This window comes from Kitasatospora sp. NPDC029312 (assembly GCF_055569215.1).
In genome coordinates this window covers 1-20,156 of the sequence record NZ_JBVHXY010000028.1, presented here as the reverse complement: position 1 = coordinate 20,156, position 20,156 = coordinate 1, and the positions used below count along the sequence as shown (strand labels likewise).

The following is a 20,156-nucleotide window of genomic DNA, read 5'->3' as shown; positions in this document are numbered from 1 at the left end:
GGGGCTCAGCAGCCGTCCAGGGCTCGGGCGACGAGCCGGGCGATCGCGGCCAGCGGCTCCGGGCGGGTCAGGTCGAAGTGCTCGGCCGCGATCTCGTGCCGGTCGATCCCGCCCGTCGCATAGGGCGCCCAGGCCTCGGCACCGGCCGCGTCCTCGGGCCGGCCTAGCGTCGCCGTGACGTGCAGCAGCCGGCCGTCGAACCGTCCGGTCGGGGCGTCCGCCACCGCCCGGACGACGGCGGTCGCAGTGGCGGCCAGGTGGTCCAGTGCGGCGGTGGCGGGGGTGAACCGGCCGCCCTCGCGGCCGAGCAGGTCGGCGACGAGGGCCGCGTCGATGTCCTCGGGTTCGGCGCCCCAGTGTCCGCTCTCGACCGGGTAGGCGTCCAACACGGCCAGCAGGCGCACCTGTTCACCGGCCGCGCGCAGCGCGCAGGCCATCGCGTGCGCGATGTTCCCGCCGGTCGACCAGCCGAGCAGGTGGTAGGGGCCGGTCGGCTGCACCTCGCGGATCCGCGCGACGTAGTCCTCGACCATCGCCGCAAGGCTCGCCGGCTGCTCGGCGCGGCGGTCCAGGGCACGGGCCTGGAGGCCGTAGACGGGGCGCTCCGGCAGCCCGTCGGCGAGGCCGGTGTAGCAGCGGCTGAGGCCGGTCACGGGGTGGACGCAGAACAGCGGCGCCCTGGCGCCGTCGCCGCCGAGCCGGACCAGCACCCCGGCGTCGGCGGCCGGGCCGCCGTCCAGCAGGGCAGCCAGGGCGGCCGGACTCGGTGCGCGGAACAGGTCGGTGAGCTCGGCGGGTTCGCCGAGTTCGGCGCGGATCCGGGTGACGAGTCGGGTGGCCAGCAGGGAGTGGCCGCCGAGCTGGAAGAAGTCGTCCTCCACCCCGATCCCGGGCAGGCCGAGGGTCTCGGCGAAGAGCCGGCAGAGCGACTCCTCGCGCGGGTCCCGGGGCGCGCGGGTGACGTGCACCTCGGCTTCGGGGGCGGGCAGGGCCCGGCGGTCCACCTTGCCGTTGCGCGTCAGCGGCAACGCGTCCAGCACCACGACGGCCGACGGGACCGCGTACTCCGGGAGGAGCCCGGCCAGCTGTCGCCGCAGCTCGCCGCCCGTGACGGTCGCGCCCTCGCGCGCCACCACGTACCCGACGAGCCTGCGGTCCCCCGGGCGGTCCTCCCGGACCACAGCGATCGCCCCGGCGACGCCCGCGCAGCGCTCCAGCGCCGTCGTCACCTCGCCCAGTTCGATCCGGACGCCGCGCACCTTCACCTGGTCGTCCGTCCTGCCCAGGAAGAGCAGTTGACCATCCGCCCTCCACCGCACCAGGTCTCCCGTGCGGTACATCCGCTCCCCCCGACCACCGAACGGATCCGGCAGGAACCGCGACGCCGTCAGCCCGGGGCGGCCGAGGTAGCCGCGCGCGACCTGAACGCCGGAGACGTACAGCTCCCCCGCCACCCCCACCGGCACCGGACGCAGCCCCGCATCCAGCACGTACGCCCGGGTGTTGGCGAGCGGGCGGCCGATCGGGACGGTGCCGTCCGGCCGCAGCGGCTCGCTGGCGGTGGCGCAGACGGTCGTCTCGGTCGGTCCGTAGGCGTTGATCAGGGCCCGGCCGGGAGCCCATCGCGCCACGAGGTCGGCCGGGAGGGCCTCGCCCGCGACGATCAGGACCTTCAGCTCGCCGAGTGCTTCCGCCGCCGCCCCGGGCAGCGTCGCGAGGACGGCGGGCGTGATGACGGCGTGGGTGACGCCGTGCTCCGCCAGTACCCGTGCGAGCGACTCGCCCGAGCGCCCGTCGGCGGGCGGCAGCACCAGCGCCGCGCCGGACAGCAGCGCGTTGGCCCACTCGTAGACGGCCGCGTCGAAGCCGGGGGAGGCGAGCTGGAGCAGGGAGCGGCCCGGGCCGAGGCGCAGCTTCGCCGTGGAGGCGGCCACCAGGTTGGCGAGGCCGGCGTGCGGGATCTGGACGGCCTTGGGGGTGCCGGTCGAGCCGGAGGTGTAGATCAGGTAGGCGGCGTTCTGCGGGTGGACCCGGCAGGGCAGGTCCGTATCCGGCTGGGCCGCCACGGCGGCGGTCGTCGCCGGATCGTCCAGCAGCAGGCACGGCCCCTCGATCCCCAGCTCGGACGTCGTGACCACCAGCGAGGGCCGCGCGTCCGCCAGCATGAACTCCACCCGCTGACGCGGATACCCCGGGTCCACCGGCAGGTAGACACCTCCCGCCTTCAGCACGGCCAGCACCGCCACCACGGCGTCCACCGACCTCGGCAGCGCCACCGCCACCACCGACTCCGGGCCCACACCCCCCGCCACCAGCACCCGCGCCAGCCGGTTCGCCCGCGCGTTCACCTCACCGAAGCTCACCTCGTGCTCCGCGTGGACCACGGCCGGGGCGGACGGCTGCTCCGCGGCCCTGGCCTCGAATGCCTGGTGGGCGAGCAGACCGGGATCCGCAGGGCGCGCGGGGCCCGTCCCGTGGGCCAGGAGGGCGGCCCGCTCGGCGGGATCCAGGAGTTCCAGTGCCCCCACCCGGGTGTCCGGGGCAGCCGCTATCCCGGCCAGCAGGCGGACGAACCGGCGGGCGAGCGCCTCGGCCGTCGAGCGGTCGAACAGATCGGTGGCGTACTCCAGTTGCCCGCCGATCCCGGCCGGGGCGCCTGGGCCGTCCGGCCCGCCGGTGTGGCGCTCCCAGAGGTCGGCGGCGAGGTCGAACTTCGCGGCGGGCAGTTCGACCGGGACCTCCTCGATCTCCAGGCCGGGCAGTGCGGCCTCGGACCAGGCGTTGTTCTGGAGGATCAGCATGGTCTGGAAGAGCGGGTGGCGAGCCGCCGAGCGCGCCGGGTTGAGGACCTCGACCAGGCGCTCGAACGGGACGTCCTGGTTGCCCAGGGCCTCCAGGTCCGCCTCCCGGACACGGCGCAGCAGTTCGCGGACGCTCGGGTCACCCGACAGGTCCGTCCGCAGCACCAGCGTGTTCACGAAGAACCCCACCAGCTCGTCCAACGCCTCATCCGAACGCCCCGCCACCACCGTCCCGACCGGAATGTCACTGCCGGCACCGAGCCGCGACAGCAGCACCGCCCACCCCGCCCGCAACACCATGAACAGCGTCGCACCGCACTCATGAGCCAGTCCTGTCAAGGCCGCGTGCACGTCGGCGGGTATCGCCAACTCCACCGTGTCACCCGCGAAGCTCGCGACCGCCGGCCTCGGACGGTCCACCGGAAGCGCCAACTCCTCCGGAAGCCCGGCCAGCCGATCGCGCCAGAAGTCGAGCTGCTGGTCGAGCAGGTGATCCACCCCGAGCACTCGTTGCTGCCAGAGCGCGTAGTCGCCGTACTGGACCGGCAGTTCGGACCACTGCGGAGCCTCGCCGGCCGCGCTGCGACTCGCGTAGGCGGCCGTGAGATCGCGCAGCAGCGGGCCCATCGACCAGCCGTCGCACGCGATGTGGTGGACCACCAGCAGGAACACGTGCTCCTCCGGCGCCAGCCGGAACAGCGAGGCCCGCAAGGGCAGTTCGCGCGCCAGGTCGAAGTGACGCCGGGCCGCCGAGGCGAGCCGTCCGGGCAGCTCCTGCGGGGCGCAGTCGGCGGCCTCCCAGGGGACGAGCGGCTCACCCGTCACCGGAACGACCTGCTGCCAGGGCGAGCCGTCGACGACCGGGAACACCGTCCGCAGACTCTCGTGCCGCCCCACCACGTCCTCCAGCGCCGCCCGCAGCGCCGCCGCGTCCAGCGACCCGCGCAGGCGCAGCGCGGTCGGCACGGTGTACGTCGAGGCGGTCCCGGCACCCTCCCACTCGCGCAGGAACCACAGGCGCTGCTGGGCGTACGACAGCGGCGTCCGCTCGCCCCGCTCCACCGCGACCAGCGGCTCCGGCGGCTCGGCGGTCCGGGAGTGCAGGAGCGTGGCGAGCCGGGCGACCGTCGGCGCCTGGAACAGGTCGCGGATGCCCAGCTCCACACCCAGCGCCGCCCGCACCCGGGCGGCCAGACGGATCGCTTGGAGGGAGTGCCCGCCGAGGTGGAAGAAGTCGTCGTGCACGCCGATCCTGGGCACGCCGAGGATCTCCGCGAAGAGCCCGGCGAGCAGGTCCTCGCGGGCGTCGCGTGGGGCGTGCGCGACCCGCGTGACCACCGCGGGCGCCGGAAGGGCTCGACGGTCCACCTTGCCGTTGCCGGTCAGCGGCAGTGCGTCCAGCACCACGACCGCCGACGGCACCGCGTACTCCGGCAGCACCGCCGCCAGCTCCCGGCGCACGGCGGCGGCGTCCGGCGCGACTCCGGCCGCCGGAACGACGTACCCGACGAGCCTGCGGTCCCCCGGACGGTCCTCCCGCACCACCGCGACCGCACCGGCGACGCCCGCGCAGCGCTCCAACGCCGCCGACACCTCACCCAACTCGATCCGGAAACCCCGCACCTTCACCTGATCGTCCGCCCTGCCCAGAAAGACCAGGTGGCCGTCCGGAGTCCACCGCACCAGGTCCCCCGTGCGGTACATCCGCTCCCCCGGAGCACCGAACGGATCCGGCAGGAACCGCGACGCCGTCAGCCCGGGACGGCCGAGATAGCCCCGCGCCACCTGCGCCCCGGCGAGGTACAGCTCGCCGGCCACCCCCACCGGCACCGGACGCAACCCCGCGTCCAGCACATGGGCACGCGTGTTCGTCGTCGGCCGGCCCAGCACCGGCGAACCGGCTGCGGAGAGCCGCGTCATCACCGTGTCGACGGTGCACTCGGCCGGTCCGTACGCATTGTGGGCCACCAGGCCGGGTGTGGCGCGCAGCCGCTCCCACAGCGGCGCCGGGAGCGCCTCGCCGCCCAGCAGCAGGCTCCGGACGACGGGCAGGCCGTCGGCCGGGTCCGGCCGGAGCAGGCCCTGCTCGACCAGCTCCGTCGCGTACGCGGGCGTGGTGTCCAGCAGGTCGACCCCGGCGCGGCGCAGCTCGGCCACGACGGCGGTGCCGTCCCGGCGGGTCTCGTCGTCCAGCACGTGCAGCTCGTGGCCGAGGAACAGCGCGTTCAGCGCCTGCCAGCTGGCGTCGAAGGAGGACGAGGAGGTGCTGGCGACGCGCGCCCGGGAGCGGTCGGTCGCGGCCAGGTGGTCGGCCAGCACCGAGTGGTCGAGGTGCCGAGCGAGGTTGGTGAGGCCGGCGTGCGGGACCTGGACGGCCTTGGGGGTGCCGGTCGAGCCGGAGGTGTAGATCAGGTAGGCGGCGTTCTGCGGGTGGACCCGGCAGGACAGGTCCGTATCCGGCTGGGCCGCCACCGCGGCCGTCGTCGCCGGATCGTCCAGCAGCAGGCGCGGCCCTTCGATCCCCAGCTCGGACGTCGTGACCACCAGCGAGGGCCGCGCGTCCGCCAGCATGAACTCCACCCGCTGACGCGGATACCCCGGGTCCACCGGCAGATAGACACCTCCCGCCTTCAGCACGGCCAGCACCGCCACCACGGCGTCCACCGACCTCGGCAGCGCCACCGCCACCACCGACTCCGGGCCCACACCCCCCGCCACCAGCACCCGCGCCAGCCGGTTCGCCCGCGCGTTCACCTCACCGAAGGCCAACTCCTGCTCTCCGCAGACCAGCGCCCGTTCTGCCGGGCGGGTTCGCGCCTGCCGCTCGAACAGCCGGTGCACCGGCTCACCGTCCGGCGCGGGCTCCACGCTGCCGGTCCATTCCTCCAACCGGCGCCGTTCCGCAGGCTCCACGATCTCCACCGTGCCCATCCGGGCGTCCGGGGCGGCCGCCATCCCGGCCAGCAGGCGGACGAACCGGCGGGCGAGCGCCTCGGCCGTCGAGCGGTCGAACAGATCGGTGGCGTACTCCAGTTGCCCGCCGATCCCGGCCGGGGCGCCGGTCGCCGTCGTCGCCTCCCAGCAGTCCACCAGCAGATCGAACTTGGCGATCCGGTGGTCGACCGGGACGTCCTCGGACTCCAGTCCGGGCAGATCCAGCTCGGACCAGGCGTTGTTCTGGAGGATCAGCATGGTCTGGAAGAGCGGGTGGCGAGCCGCCGAGCGCGCCGGGTTCACCAGCTCCACCAGTCGCTCGAACGGCACGTCCTGGTTGCCCAGCGCCTCCAGGTCCGCCTCCCGGACACGGCGCAGCAGTTCGCGGACGCTCGGGTCACCCGACAGGTCCGTCCGCAGCACCAGCGTGTTCACGAAGAACCCCACCAGCTCGTCCAACGCCTCATCCGAACGCCCCGCCACCACCGTCCCGACCGGAATGTCACTGCCGGCACCGAGCCGCGACAGCAGCACCGCCCACCCCGCCCGCAACACCATGAACAGCGTCGCACCGCACTCACGAGCCAGTCCTGTCAAGGCCGCGTGCACGTCGGCGGGTATCGCCAACTCCACCGTGTCACCCGCGAAGCTCGCGACCGCCGGCCTCGGACGGTCCACCGGTAGCGCCAACTCCTCCGGAAGCCCGGCCAGCCGATCGCGCCAGAAGTCGAGCTGGCGGCTCACCAGTGAATCGGGGTCGCTCTCCTCGCCCAGGACCTCGCGCTGCCAGAGCGCGTAGTCGCCGTACTGCACCGGCAGTTCGGACCACTGCGGAGCCTCGCCGGTCCCGCTGCGGGTGGCGTATGCGGCGGCGAGGTCGCGCAACAGCGGATCCATCGACCAGCCGTCGCAGGCGATGTGGTGCACCACCAGCAGGAACACGTGCTCCTCCGGCGCGATCCGGAACAGCCGAGCCCGGACCGGAAGTTCGCGCGCGAGTTCGAAGACCTGGTGCACGGCCTCGTCGATCCGGCCGGTGACCTCACCTTCGGCGCAATCGACCAGCTCCCAGGGGACGAGCGGTTCGCCGGTCACCGGCACGACCTGCTGCCAGGGCACGCCGTCGACCACCGGGAACACCGTCCGCAGGCTCTCGTGTCGGCCGACCACGTCCTCCAGTGCCGCCCGCAGCGCCCCTTCGTCCAGCGCGCCCCGCAGCCGGACGGCCAGCGGCATCGCGTACGTGGCTGTCCGTGCCTCGTTGTCCACGCTCCCGAGGAACCACAGGCGCTGCTGCGCGTGCGAGAGCGGGAGCCGCTCCGGGCGCTCGACGGGTCGCAGCGGCGGCCTCGGGGGCGCCTCGCCGCGCTCGTCCAGTAGGGCGGTCAGCCCGGCCACCGTCGGCGCCTGGAACAGGTCGCGAATGCCCAGCTCCACACCCAGCGCGCCCCTCACCCGGGCGACCAGGCGCATGGCCAGCAGCGAGTGCCCACCCAGCTCGAAGAAGTCGTCCTCCACCCCGACCCTCGGCCGCCCGAGCACCTGCTCGAACAACCCACACAACACCTCCTCCTGCGCATCCCTCGGCGCACGGCTGGCGTGCACCTCGGCCTCCGGAGCGGGCAGGGCACGGCGGTCCACCTTGCCGTTGCCGGTCAGCGGCAGTGCGTCCAGCACCACCACCACGGACGGCACGGCGTACTCCGGCAGCCCCGACCCCACCTCCCGGCGCACCGCCGCAGCGTCCAGCCCCGCACCGGCCGCCGGAACCACGTACCCGACGAGCCGGCGATCCCCCGGGCGGTCCTCCCGCACCATCGCGACCGCACCGGCGACGCCCGCGCAGCGCTCCAGCGCCGCCGACACCTCACCCAACTCGATCCGGAAACCCCGCACCTTCACCTGATCGTCCGACCTGCCCAGAAAGACCAGGTGGCCGTCCGCCGTCCACCGCACCAGGTCTCCCGTGCGGTACATCCGCTCCCCCCGACCACCGAACGGATCCGGCAGGAACCGCGACGCCGTCAGCCCAGGACGGCCGAGATAGCCCCGCGCCACCTGCGCCCCGGCGAGGTACAGCTCGCCGGCCACCCCCACCGGCACCGGACGCAACCCAGCATCCAACACGTACGCCCGGGTGTTCGTCGTCGGCCGGCCCAGCACCGGCCCGTCGCCCTCCCCGAACCACGCCGCCAGGGCGTCCACCGTGTTCTCCGTCGGGCCGTAGGTGTTCTGCCCCACCCACCCCGGCGCGTCCAGCACCCGGCGCCACAGCGACTCCGGCAGCGCCTCACCGCCCACGACGAGAGTGCGGGGCACGCGCGGGTCCGTCTCCAGCAGGCCCTGGTCGACCAGTTCGGCGGCGTAGCCCGGCGTGGTCTCCAGCAGTTCGACGCCCTCCCGCCGGATGTACTCGGCGAGTCGGGCGGCGTCGCGGCGGTCCTCGTCGTCCATCAGGTGCAGCTCGTGGCCGAGGAAGAGTCCCAACACCGACGTCCAGCTGGAGTCGAAGGCCAGCGGAGCCGTCGAGACCATGGGGATCCAGGTGCCCCCGGAACGGTCCCGGTGACCGGCGAAGGTCACCTGCTCGTAGTGGTGGCAGAGGTTGGCGAGACTGCCGTGGTCGACCACTACGCCCTTGGGGCGGCCTGTCGAGCCCGAGGTGTAGATGACGTACGCCGCCTGCCGCGGAGCCACCGCCACCGCCAGGTCCTCATCGGCCTGCAGCGCCACCGCCGGTTCGTCGAGCAACAGTTGAGCGAAGCCCGGATACCCCGCACCCAGCTCCCGATCAGTGACCACCACCAGCGGAGCCGCGTCCCCCAGCATGAACTCCACCCGCTCCCGCGGATACTCCGCGTCGACCGGCAGATACGTGCCACCCGCCTTCAACACCGCCAGCAACGCCACCACCGACTCCACCGACCGCGGCAACAACACCGCGACCCGCACCTCCGGCCCCACCCCCCGCGCCACCAACTCCCGCGCCACCCGATTCGCCCACGCGTTCAACGCACCGAAGCTCAACTCCCGCGCTTCGCACACCACAGCCCGTTCATCCGGGCGCGCACGCGCCTGCTCCTCGAACAACCGGTACACCGGCACAGGGTCGGCCACCGGCTCCACGACCCCGGCCCACTCCCCCAACAACCGGCACCGCTCCGACGACTCCAGAACCTCCAACGCCCCCACCCGAACGTCCGGCTCCGCCACCATCCCGGCCAGCACCCGAACGAACCGCCCCACCAACACCTCAGCCGTCGACCGATCGAACAGATCACTCGCGTACTCCAACTGACCACCAAGGCCAGTTGGTTCACCCGCCGGCCCGGCGTTCTCCCAGAGGTCGACGGAGAGGTCGAACTTCGAGATCCGGTGGTCCACCGGGACCTCGTCGACCCGCAGGCCCGGCAGTGCGGCCTCGGACCAGGCGTTGTTCTGGAGAATCAGCATCGTCTGGAAGAGCGGGTGCCGGGCCGCCGAGCGTGCCGGGTTCACCAGCTCCACCAGGCGCTCGAACGGCACGTCCTGGTTGCCCAAGGCCTCCAGGTCCGCCTCCCGCACCCGGCGCAACAGCTCGCGCACGCTCGGGTCACCCGACAGATCCGTCCGCAGCACCAGCGTGTTCACGAAGAACCCCACCAGCTCGTCCAGCGCCTCATCCGAACGCCCCGCCACCACCGTCCCGACCGGAATGTCCACTCCCGCGCCGAGCCGCGACAGCAACACCGCCCACCCCGCCCGCACCACCATGAACAGCGTCGCACCACACTCACGAGCCAGCCCCACCAAACCGGCGTGCACCTCCGCCGGCACCACCACGTCGACGACACCACCGGCGAAGCCCGGTTCGAGCGGCCGGGGCCGGTCGGTGGGCAGTGCGAGTTCCTCCGGCAGCCCGGACAGTCGTGAGCGCCAGAAATGGAGCTGGCGGCTCATCGTCGACGACGACTCGCCCTCATCGCCCAGCACATCACGCTGCCAGAGCGCGTAGTCGCCGTACTGTGCCGGAAGTTCGGACCACTGCGGAGCGTCGCCGGTCGTGCTGCGGGTGGCGTATGCGGCGGCGAGGTCGCGCAACAACGGGCCCATCGACCAGCCGTCGCAGGCGATGTGGTGCACCACCAGGAGCAGCACCTGCTCCTCCGGAGCGATCCGGAACAGCCAAGCACGGACTGGGAGTTCACGCGCGAGGTCGAAGCCGTAGCCGGACGCCGACGCCAGCCGCTCGCCGAGTTCCTCGGGGCCGCACGGCGATACCTCCCAGGGGACGAGCGGTTCGCCGGTCACCGGCACGACCTGCTGCCAGGGCACGCCGTCCACGACCGGGAAGACCGTCCGCAGACTCTCGTGCCGGCCCACCACGTCCTCCAGCGCAGCCCGCAGCGCCTCCTCGTCCAGCGCGCCCCGCAGCCGCAGCGCGGTCGGCACGGTGTACGTCGAGGCGCCACTCGCCCGTTCCCATTCGCGCAGGAACCACAGGCGCTGCTGCGCGTGCGAGAGCGGGAGCCGCTCCGGGCGCTCGACGGGTCGCAGCGGCGGCCTCGGGGGCGCCTCGCCGCGCTCGTCCAGCAGGGCGGTCAGCCCGGCCACCGTCGGCGCCTGGAACAGGTCCCGGATGCCCAGCTCCACACCCAGCGCCGACCGCACCCGGCTGACCAGACGCGTCGCGAGCAGGGAGTGCCCGCCCAGCTCGAAGAAGTCGTCCTCCACCCCGACCCGCGGCCGCCCGAGCACCTGCTCGAACAGCCCGCACAGCACCTCCTCCCGCGCATCCCTCGGCGCGCGAACGGCGTGCACCTCGGCTTCCGGAGCGGGCAGGGCACGGCGGTCCACCTTGCCGTTGCCGGTCAGCGGCAGTGCGTCCAGCACCACCACCGCCGACGGCACCGCGTACTCCGGCAGCCCCGACCCCACCTCCCGGCGCACGACGGCGGCATCCAACACCGCACCGACCGCCGCAACCACGTACCCGACGAGCCTGCGGTCCCCCGGACGGTCCTCCCGCACCACCGCGACCGCACCGGCGACGCCCGCACAACGCTCCAGCGCCGCCGACACCTCACCCAACTCGATCCGGAAACCCCGCACCTTCACCTGATCGTCCGACCTGCCCAGAAAGACCAGGTGGCCGTCCGCCGTCCACCGCACCAGGTCTCCCGTGCGGTACATCCGCTCCCCCCGACCACCGAACGGATCCGGCAGGAACCGCGACGCCGTCAGCCCAGGACGGCCGAGATAGCCCCGCGCCACCTGCGCCCCGGCCACGTACAGCTCCCCGACCACCCCCACCGGCACCGGACGCAACCCAGCATCCAACACGTACGCCCGGGTATTCGTCGTCGACCGGCCCAGCACCGGAGACTCCGCGACGGTGAACCACGCCATCAGCGCGTCGACCGTGTTCTCCGTCGGACCGTAGGTGTTCTGCCCTACCCACTCCGGCGCGTCCAGCACCCGGCGCCACAGCGACTCCGACACGGCCTCGCCGCCGACGTTCAGCATCCGCGCGAAGCCGTCGTCCCCGTCCAGGAGCCCCTGCTCGACCAGCTCCGCCGCGTAGCCCGGAGTGGTGTCCAGGAACTCGACCCGGGCCTGCTCCACGTACTCCACCAGCCGCGCGGCGTCGCGGCGGGTCTCGTCGTCCAGCAGGTGCAGCTCGTGGCCGACGAACATGGCCAGCAGTGCCACCCAGCACGAGTCGAACGCGAGCGGAGCCGCCGTCGCCACGCTCGCCCGTTCCCGCCCGGTGGTGGCGAGCAGTTCCGCGTAGGTCGTGACCTGGTAGTGGTGGCAGAGGTTGGCGAGACTGCCGTGGTCGACCACGACGCCCTTGGGGCGGCCTGTCGAGCCCGAGGTGTAGATGACGTACGCCGCGTGCCGTGGAGCCACCGCCACCGCCAGGTTCTCATCGGCCTGCAGCGCTTCCGCCGGTTCGTCGAGCAGCAGTTGAGCGAAGTCCGGGTACTCCGCACCCAGCTCCCGATCAGTGACCACCACCAGCGGAGCCGCGTCCCCCAGCATGAACTCCACCCGCTCCCGCGGATACTCCGCGTCGACCGGCAGATACGTGCCACCCGCCTTCAACACCGCCAGCAACGCCACCACCGACTCCACCGACCGCGGCAACAACACCGCGACCCGCACCTCCGGCCCCACCCCCCGCGCCACCAACTCCCGCGCCACCCGATTCGCCCACGCGTTCAACGCACCGAAGCGCAACTCCCGCGCTTCGCACAGCACAGCCCGTTCATCCGGGCGCGCACGCGCCTGCTCCTCGAACAGCCGGTACACCGGAACGAGGTCCGGCACCGGCTCCACGACCCCGGCCCACTCCCCCAACAACCGGCACCGCTCCGACGACTTCAGAACCTCCAACGCCCCCACCCGAACGTCCGGCTCCGCCACCATCCCGGCCAGCACCCGAACGAACCGCCCCACCAACACCTCAGCCGTCGACCGGTCGAAAAGGTCGCTCGCGTACTCCAACTGACCGCCGAGACCGGCTGGTTGACCTTCCGCATCGAACCGCTCCCAGGCGTCCAGGGACAGGTCGAACTTGGCGATCCGGTGGTCGACCCGGAACTCCTCGGCGGAAAGGCCCGGCAGACTCAGGGTGGTCCAGGAGTTGTTCTGCAACACCACCATGGTCTGGAAGAGCGGGTGCCGGGCCGCCGACCGAACCGGGTTGAGGACCTCGACCAGGCGCTCGAACGGCACGTCCTGGTTGCCCAGCGCCTCCAGGTCCGCCTCCCGGACACGGCGCAGCAGTTCGCGGACGCTCGGGTCACCCGACAGGTCCGTCCGCAGCACCAGCGTGTTCACGAAGAACCCCACCAGCTCGTCCAACGCCTCATCCGAACGCCCCGCCACCACCGTCCCGACCGGAATGTCACTGCCGGCACCGAGCCGCGACAGCAGCACCGCCCACCCCGCCCGCAACACCATGAACAGCGTCGCACCACACTCACGAGCCAGCCCCACCAAACCGGCATGCACCTCCGCCGGCACCGCCAACTCCACCGTGTCACCCGCGAAGCTCGCGACCGCCGGCCTCGGCCGGTCCACCGGAAGCGCCAACTCCTCCGGCACGCCGGCCAACCTTCGCCGCCAGAATTGGAGCTGCCGGTCCATCAGCGAGCCGGATTCGTCCTCCTCACCCAGCACCTCCCGCTGCCACAGCGCGTAGTCCCCGTACTGCACCGGCAGTTCGGAGGACCAGACGGGCGCCTCACCGGTCGCCCCGCGAGCGCCGTAGGCGGTGGCGAGGTCGCGCAGCAGCGGGCCCATCGACCAGCCGTCGCACGCGATGTGGTGCACCACCAGCAGGAACACGTGCTCGTCCGGCGCGATCCGGAACAACGAGGCCCGCAACGGCAGTTCGCGCGCCAGGTCGAAGGCCTGGGCGACGCTCTCATCGACCAGCCCGGCCACCTCCTGTTCCGCGCACTCCCGCACCTCCAGGGGCACCAGCGGCTCACCGGTCACCGGCACGACCTGCTGCCAGGGCACGCCGTCCACCGCCGGGAAGACCGTCCGCAGACTCTCGTGCCGGCCCACCACGTCCTCCAGCGCAGCCCGCAGCGCCCCTTCGTCCAGCGCGCCCCGCAGCCGCACGGCGACGACCTCGTTGTAGACGGCCGCGCCCTCCTCCAACTCGCGCAGGAACCAGAGGCGTTGCTGCGCGAACGAGAGCGGCAGCAGCTCGGGGCGTGCCATCGCCTGGAGCGGCGCTCGCTTCTCCGCCGCGCCGCTGTCCAGGAGTTCGGCCACGCCCACGACGGTCGAGGCGTCGAAGAAGTCCCGGAGGCCGATCTCCACCCCGAAGACCGCGCGGATCCGTCCGAGCAACCAGGTGGCCAGCAGGGAGTGCCCGCCCAGGTCGAAGAAGTCGTCCTCCACCCCGACCCGCGGGCGCGACAGCACCTGCTCGAACAGGCCGCAGAGCACCTCCTCGCGCGCCGTCCGAGGCACTCGCGTCGCGTCGGCGAGGGGCTGGTCGGGGTTGGTCGGCATGGCGTCACCTCATCGGGATCGTGGGGCTGTGGGGGTGGCTCTCAGGTGGGCGGAGCGAGTACCCGCGGGGAAGGGCGCGCGGCAGCACGGCGCGCACCCCCGGACGGACGGACACCGCCGAAGCCGTCGAAGCCGCATCATGACCCGAAGACCCGGGCGTTCACCAGGCCCACCCGACTCCCCCGGACAGCCCGGCCCCGCCCGGCCCCGCCCGGCACCTTGGAAGCGCCTGACGCCCCGGCCACCAGCGCTCAGTCGAGCGCCAGGACGAACTCGACCTCCGGCAGCGCACCGGAGTCCGGCACGTGCCGCGCAAGCGCCTCACGCACCGCCCGTCGCCACTCCTCCGCGACGGCGGGCGGTACCGGTTGCTGCCCGCACTCCACGCCCGGCGCCGCCATCGCCGCCATCGCTGCCGGGGCCACCACCGGCACCGCGACGCGGTAGTGCGCGTGCTCGTCCGCGTCCCGGCCGGGGAACCACGCGTCGAAGTCCCCCGGCCGCCCGGCCGGGTTCCAACGCAGCCGGACGGGGCGGCCATGCCGTTCGGCCAGCCGGTGGACGGCCTCCGGATCAAGGCCTGCCACACACGGCTCGTCGGCCCGCGCACCCCGGCGCGCCGCGTGCAGCCGGCGGGCCTCGGCCAGGCGGGCGTTGACGATCCCGGTGAGGCCGAACCCACCCACGCTCGCCAGCAGCCGGTCGAGCTCGTCGAGGCCGATCCGGCCCGCGGGCCGCCACGGGCCGGTGTCCGCCGGGGCCGGGCAGCCCACGTGCAGGACGGCGTCGTAACGGAACAGCGTCATCTCGGTGGGCGCCCTGCCCAGCCGTGGCGCGAGCTCCACCGCCGTGATGGCCGGGAAGCGCCGCGGCAGGCCGGCCAGGTAGCCGGGATCGACGCTCAGTTCGACGTCACCGGCGAGTTCGACCGCCACGTGGTCCAGCCGCAGGCCGCTGCGCGGGCCCGGCTCGCGGCGCAGCTCGTGCTTGAGCACCGCGAAGTGCTCCAGCAGCCGGGAGTCCCGCAGGTCGCCGAGGAACACGTGCCCACCGGGTGCCATCCGGGGCAGCGTCGCGGCGATCACCGATTCCAGGTACGTCACCGAGGGGAAGTACTGCACCACCGAGTTGACGACGGCCGTGTCGTACCCGCCCGCCGTCGCGGCCGGCGGGGCGGGTACGTCGGCGGCCGCCTCCGCCACCGTGATCACGGTCTCCGGCCGGACCTGCCGCAGGTCGTCGCCCAGCCGGCGGAGCAGGCGCACCGCCTCGGCGGAGAAGTCCGTCGCGGTGTACTCGCGGAGGCCGAGTCGCTCGACGAGCGGTCGGGTGAGCAGCCCGGTGCCGGCGCCGATCTCCAGGACCGCTCGGGGTTCGAGCCGGGCGAGCCGCGCCACCGTGGTGTCCACCCACTCGGCCATGTGGGCGGCGTCGATCGGACGGCCGGTGAAACTGTCCGTCCACCCCGCCAGCCGGTCGGCCTCCGGTCCGTCGTCGTCCGCGACGAGTCCGTAGGCGTCCTCGAACACGGCCTGCCAGGACTCCACCACGACGGCCGCCGCCTCCGGACCGCCCGCCGGCCCGGGCTCGGGCAGCACCTCGACGACCAGCCGCCGCGCCCCGGCCGTGCCCGCCCGCACGCTGACCGCCCGAACCGGCACCAGCGGGGCCAGCGCGGCGGCGACCATGCCGCCGAGGTCCGGCGCGCCTTCGTTCTCGTGCTCTCGCTCTCGCGCTGACACAGCATCAACTCCTCACTGCGACCGGAGGAACACCCGCGACGGCGGGCCACTGCTGCGCCATTTACCGGGACGCGCGAACGGTCTGTCAATCGATCACCGAGATCGGGGCGTCCAACCGCGCACAGCGGCAGTCGAACACTGCGGACGTGGCGATCGGACGCCTGCTGTGCACCTCAGCGCGGGTCGACCAGCTCCGGGGCGAACACCGTGCCCAGCGGCTCGGGGCCCACGTACTGCTGGCAGTTGCAGGGCCGCGGCTCGTAGCTCAGCGGGCGCCGGTCGGCATCCCAGGCGGTGGGCGCCTCGACCACCTCGTGGCAGCGGCCCTGCCTGTCGTGCTTGGCCAGGTGGTGGGTGCAGCCGCAGACCGGCTCGGGCGGGCGGTTGGCCGACTCCAGGGCGAGCTGCCGGCGCTGGGCGGCGTCCAGCAGCTCCAACTTGCGCTCGTGGCGGACCTTTAGGGAGCGGCGGAGCTTCGCGGTGACCGACCCGCTGCCGTAGAGTACGGCGGGCACCAACCACCACAGGTTCCACAACGAATCCACTGACGACCCCCACTGGTACCGATTTCCTGGCGCTGATCATACGACCTGACCAGGCCGGACGCCGTCCCGCAGGGGTCAGCGGATCACCGGCAGCACCGGCGCCGCGCTGCGGCCCGCCGCCGCCTCGATGAAGGCCACCGGATCGGCGACCTCGGCCAGCAAGGCCCGGGTGAAGTCCAGGGCTCCCCGAGCGGGCGCCGGGCCGCCGACCGCGGCGATCAGGTCGAGCAGGTGGACGGTCGCCTCCATCAGCGCCACCTCTCCCAGCGCCCCCACCGTCACACTGCCGAGCAGTGGGTGCGCCACCACGGTGGCGGGCGGCAGGTCCGCGAGCCCGGCCAGGGCGGCCGGCCCCTCGACGCCGAACCGGGTGATCAGCGCGGCCGGTTCGACCGACTGCGCCGACGCCTTCGCCGCCTGGGCGACCTGCCCGGCGGCGGTGTGGGCGATCCCGCCCGGCCGGTTGTAGGCCTGGAGGATGCCGGCCCCGCTGCCCACCTCGGCCGGACCGTCCTGCACCGCCGTGCGCAGTCCGGAGAACATCTCCGGCACCGGTGCCACGTGGGCGTACAGGTCGCGGACCGTCCAGTCGGGCAGCCGGGTGGGCCGGTCCCAGTCCTCGGCGGCCAGCGCCGAGCCGCGTTCGGCCCAGGAGGCCCAGGTCTCGGCCAACAGCGCGCGTACGGGATCGGTCTGACGTGCCATCTGATCATCCTTTCGCACAGCGGTCACCGGTGTCCCCACGCTACCCTGGCGCCCCGGTAAACCATTTGCGGCCCCGCAGCCGCGACCGCCACGATCAGCCCATGACCGATGCCCTGAGCCGCCCACTGCCCGCGACCGCCGCCCTCCCGGCCCCGGTCCAGCAGCAGCGCGACCGCCAGTGGAGGCGCGACCACGGCCGGGCGTGAACGCCGCGCTGGTCGCGGGGCTGCTCGCCGGGCTCGGCGTCGCCGTGCCGGTGGGGGCCGTCGGGGCCTACCTGGTGTCGCTCACCGCGCGCACCTCGCTACGCACCGGTGTCTGCGCCGCCCTCGGCGTGGCCACCGCGGACGGACTGTACGCGCTGGTCGCAGCCGTCGGCGGCACCGGCCTCGCGCCGCTGCTCGAGCCGGCCGCCCGACCGCTGCGGCTCGCCTCGGCGCTCGCGCTCCTCGCCCTCGCCGCCCGCACCGCCGTCTCCGCCCTGCGCCACCGTCGCGCGTCCGCCACGCCAGGGGCGGGGGCGCCGCCGGCCGGGACGCCGCCGCAGTCCGCGAGCCCGCTCCGGGCCTACCTGACCCTGCTCGGGGTCACCCTGCTGAACCCGCTGACCGTCGTGTACTTCACCGCCCTGGTCCTGGGCGACGGGAGCCGGGGCGACGCCACCAGCGGCCCGCTCGCCCGGGCGGTGTTCACCGCCGCGGTCTTCGCCGCCTCCGCCGGCTGGCAGCTGCTGCTCGCCTGCGGCGGCGCGCTGCTCGGCCGGGCGCTGACCGGCCCGGGCGGTCGCCTGGTCACCGCCCTCGGCTCCGCCGCCCTGGTCGGCGGGCTCGCCGTCCGGCTGCTGACCGGCTGACCCCGGCACCCAGCACCCCGGCATCCCGACACCCCGCACCGGCTACGCAGTGTCACCCACCGCACCCGCCTCTCCGCCTGTTTCCGACCGATTCGTACCTTGTATCCTGGTCTCGCATCCGCTGCGTAACCCGCCCACCCGGCTGACCGGCCCCGGAGCGGCCGACGACCCCGGCACCGACCCGGAGGAGCGCGGACATGGTTGAGCAGGACACCCCCGAGAAGCGGGGACGCCTCAGTCGCCCGCTGGTGCTGGGCGCCGCCGTGGCGCTGGTCGACCGCGAGGGCCTGGGCGCCCTGACCATGCGCAGGCTGGCGGCCGAACTCGGCGTCGAGTCGATGGCCCTGTACCGCTACACCCCCGGCAAGGAGGGCCTGCTCGACGGCCTGGTCGAGGCCTACTTCGCCGAGGTCAACAACCGGCTGCGGATCAGCTCCGGCGGCGACGCCCACGAGCCCGAGTGGCGGAGGGAACTGCGCCGGATCGCCCGGGCGTTCGCGGCCGTCGCGCACGCCCACCCGGCGATCCTGCCGCTGGTGGCGACCCGGCCGCTGTCCGTGCCGATGGCCCGCCGCCCAGCCCCGGTGCTCGACCTCACCGAGCACATCCTCTCGGTGCTCGTACGGGCCGGTTTCGACGACGCCAGTGCGCTGACCGTCTACCGCACCTTCGTCGCGTGGAACCTCGGCTGCCTGCTGGTGGACAAGCGCCAGGTGGTCGACAATCCGGACGACCCGGATCCGGTGCTGCGCCTGGGCCTGCACCGGCTGCCCGCCGCCGAGTACCCCCGGCTGCGCTCCCTGGTGCCCCGGTTCGCCGACTTCGACGACGACGGCGAGATGCTGGCCGGTCTGGACAGCCTGCTGAACGGGGTGCCGGAGCCACCTCTTGACTCGTTCTACGGCGACGGCACATCCTGAGGTATACGAGGTACACGTCGGACATATCCGCTCATCATCACGGCGCCGAACGGGCCCGACCCCACGGCGCCCGGAAGAAGTCACCATGTCCGCCGTCCCATCCGCACAACCCGTCCCACCCCGGCCTGACATCCTCCAGCTCCGCGTCACCGCCAAGGACGCGGACACCCTGCGCGCACTGCTGCGCGACACCCGTCCCGACACCGGCGGCCGCGCCCACGTCGAGGCGGACGGCCGCGTCGGCATCGACGTCTACGTCCCGGAGGACCGGGTCGCGGCCCTCGAACGCGAGGGCGTCACGGTCACCCGCATCGGGAACGCCAGCGAGGCCGGCCTGGCCGCCCAGGCCGAGGTCGGCACCGGTGACCGGTTCGCCGCCGACGACGCCGTCCCGCACGGCCTGGCCGCGAAGCTCGCGGACTGAGGCGGGAGGTCGTCATGTCGTATCTGAACATCACCGAGGTGGAATCCGCCCTGGCCGGCCTGGCCACCGCCTACCCCGGAACGTCCCAGCTCATCACCCTGCCCGAGCCCTCGGTCGAGGGCCGCACCTGTCACGCGCTGCAGATCGGAGCCGTCGCCCCGATCCCCAAGAGCTGCGTGATGATCATCGGCGGTGTGCACGCCCGCGAGTGGGGCAGCTGCGAGGTCCTCATCCACTTCGCCGCCGACCTGCTGGAGGCCTTCGAGGTCGGCACCGGCCTCGGCTACGGAGGCACCGCCTTCACCGCCGCCCAAGTCCGGGGACTGCTCGAGCGGCTGGACATCGTCGTCTTCCCGCTGGTCAACCCGGACGGCCGGCTGCACAGCCAGACCGTCGACCCGATGTGGCGCAAGAACCGCAACGCGGCCCACTCCGGCGGCAGTTCGAACCCGGCGTGCATCGGCGTCGACATCAACCGCAACTACGACTTCTTGTTCGACTTCCGCTCCGCCTTCGCTCCGACCGCCACCCCACAGGTGTCGGCCGACCCGTGCGACCAGCAGGTCTACGAGGGCCCGAGCCCGTTCTCCGAGCCCGAGACCCGCAACGTCCGCTGGCTGCTCGACCAGTTCCCGCGGACCCGCTGGTTCGTCGACGTGCACAGTTACTCCCAGGACATGCTCTACAACTGGGGCGACGACGAGAACCAGTCGGTCGACCCCGACATGAACTTCCGCAACAGCCGGTACGACGGCGCCCGCGGCCTGCCCGGCGACGACTACGCCGAGTACATCCCCAAGGACGACGCCGACACCGCGCTCGATCTCGCCGAGGCGTTCTGCCAGGGCGTCCACGGCGTACGCGGCGTCACCTACCGGCCGCTGAGCGGTTTCCACCTCTACCCGACTAGTGGGACCAGCGACGACTACGTCTACTCCCGCCACTTCACCGATCCCGACCAGGGCAAGGTGCTCGGCTTCACCGTCGAGTGGGGCGTGAAGTCCTTCCACCCGCCGTGGGCGGAGATGGAGAGGATCGTCCTCGACGTGGACGCCGGGCTCGTGCGGTTCTGCCTGGCCACCGCCTGACGCCCGGCCACCGTAGCCACCGTGCCCGACAGCGGGGGGGGGGGGGGGGGGGGGAAGGGGGGGGGGGGGGGGGGCAGGGAGGGGGGGGGGGGGGGGGGTGGGGTGGGCTTGCCTCGCCGGGGGAGGCA

The 20,156-nt window shown here is 73.4% G+C and carries 8 protein-coding genes; 4 read left to right on the top strand and 4 right to left on the bottom strand.

The features are described 5' to 3' along the window. Window positions 1–5 precede the first annotated feature (5 nt). The 4 genes from ACZ4WV_RS22600 to ACZ4WV_RS22585 form a co-directional block, all read right to left on the bottom strand. A complete protein-coding gene (locus ACZ4WV_RS22600; RefSeq protein WP_465749437.1) occupies window positions 6–13,751 on the bottom strand; it encodes a non-ribosomal peptide synthetase in 13,746 nt (4,581 codons plus the stop codon). Window positions 13,752–14,002: 251 nt separating this feature from the next. Beyond that, window positions 14,003–15,493, bottom strand: coding sequence for a class I SAM-dependent methyltransferase (locus ACZ4WV_RS22595; protein ID WP_465749435.1), 1,491 nt, complete (start codon window positions 15,491–15,493; stop codon window positions 14,003–14,005). Window positions 15,494–15,666: 173 nt separating this feature from the next. Continuing rightward, window positions 15,667–16,011, bottom strand: a complete 345-nt coding sequence (locus ACZ4WV_RS22590; RefSeq protein WP_465749433.1) for a hypothetical protein — start codon at window positions 16,009–16,011, stop codon at window positions 15,667–15,669. 102 nt (window positions 16,012–16,113) lie between these two features. After that, on the bottom strand, window positions 16,114–16,743 hold the full coding sequence (locus tag ACZ4WV_RS22585) for a maleylpyruvate isomerase N-terminal domain-containing protein (RefSeq protein ID WP_465749432.1): 630 nt from the start codon (window positions 16,741–16,743) through the stop codon (window positions 16,114–16,116). Window positions 16,744–16,945: 202 nt separating this feature from the next. Here ACZ4WV_RS22585 and ACZ4WV_RS22580 point away from each other — a divergent pair, with 202 nt between their 5' ends. The 4 genes from ACZ4WV_RS22580 (at window position 16,946) to ACZ4WV_RS22565 (ending at window position 20,028) form a co-directional block, all read left to right on the top strand. Continuing rightward, window positions 16,946–17,596 carry a LysE family transporter gene (locus ACZ4WV_RS22580; protein ID WP_465749430.1) on the top strand — a complete coding sequence of 217 codons (651 nt, stop codon included), beginning with the start codon at window positions 16,946–16,948 and terminating at the stop codon, window positions 17,594–17,596. Between the two features lie 197 nt (window positions 17,597–17,793). Continuing rightward, window positions 17,794–18,516: a TetR/AcrR family transcriptional regulator gene (locus ACZ4WV_RS22575; RefSeq protein WP_465749428.1), complete on the top strand. Its 723-nt coding sequence runs from the start codon at window positions 17,794–17,796 to the stop codon at window positions 18,514–18,516. An 85-nt stretch (window positions 18,517–18,601) separates the two neighbouring features. Beyond that, on the top strand, window positions 18,602–18,940 hold the full coding sequence (locus ACZ4WV_RS22570) for a hypothetical protein (RefSeq protein ID WP_465749426.1): 339 nt from the start codon (window positions 18,602–18,604) through the stop codon (window positions 18,938–18,940). Window positions 18,941–18,954: 14 nt separating this feature from the next. Next, a complete protein-coding gene (locus ACZ4WV_RS22565; protein ID WP_465749424.1) occupies window positions 18,955–20,028 on the top strand; it encodes a M14 family metallopeptidase in 1,074 nt (357 codons plus the stop codon). Window positions 20,029–20,156: the final 128 nt, after the last annotated feature.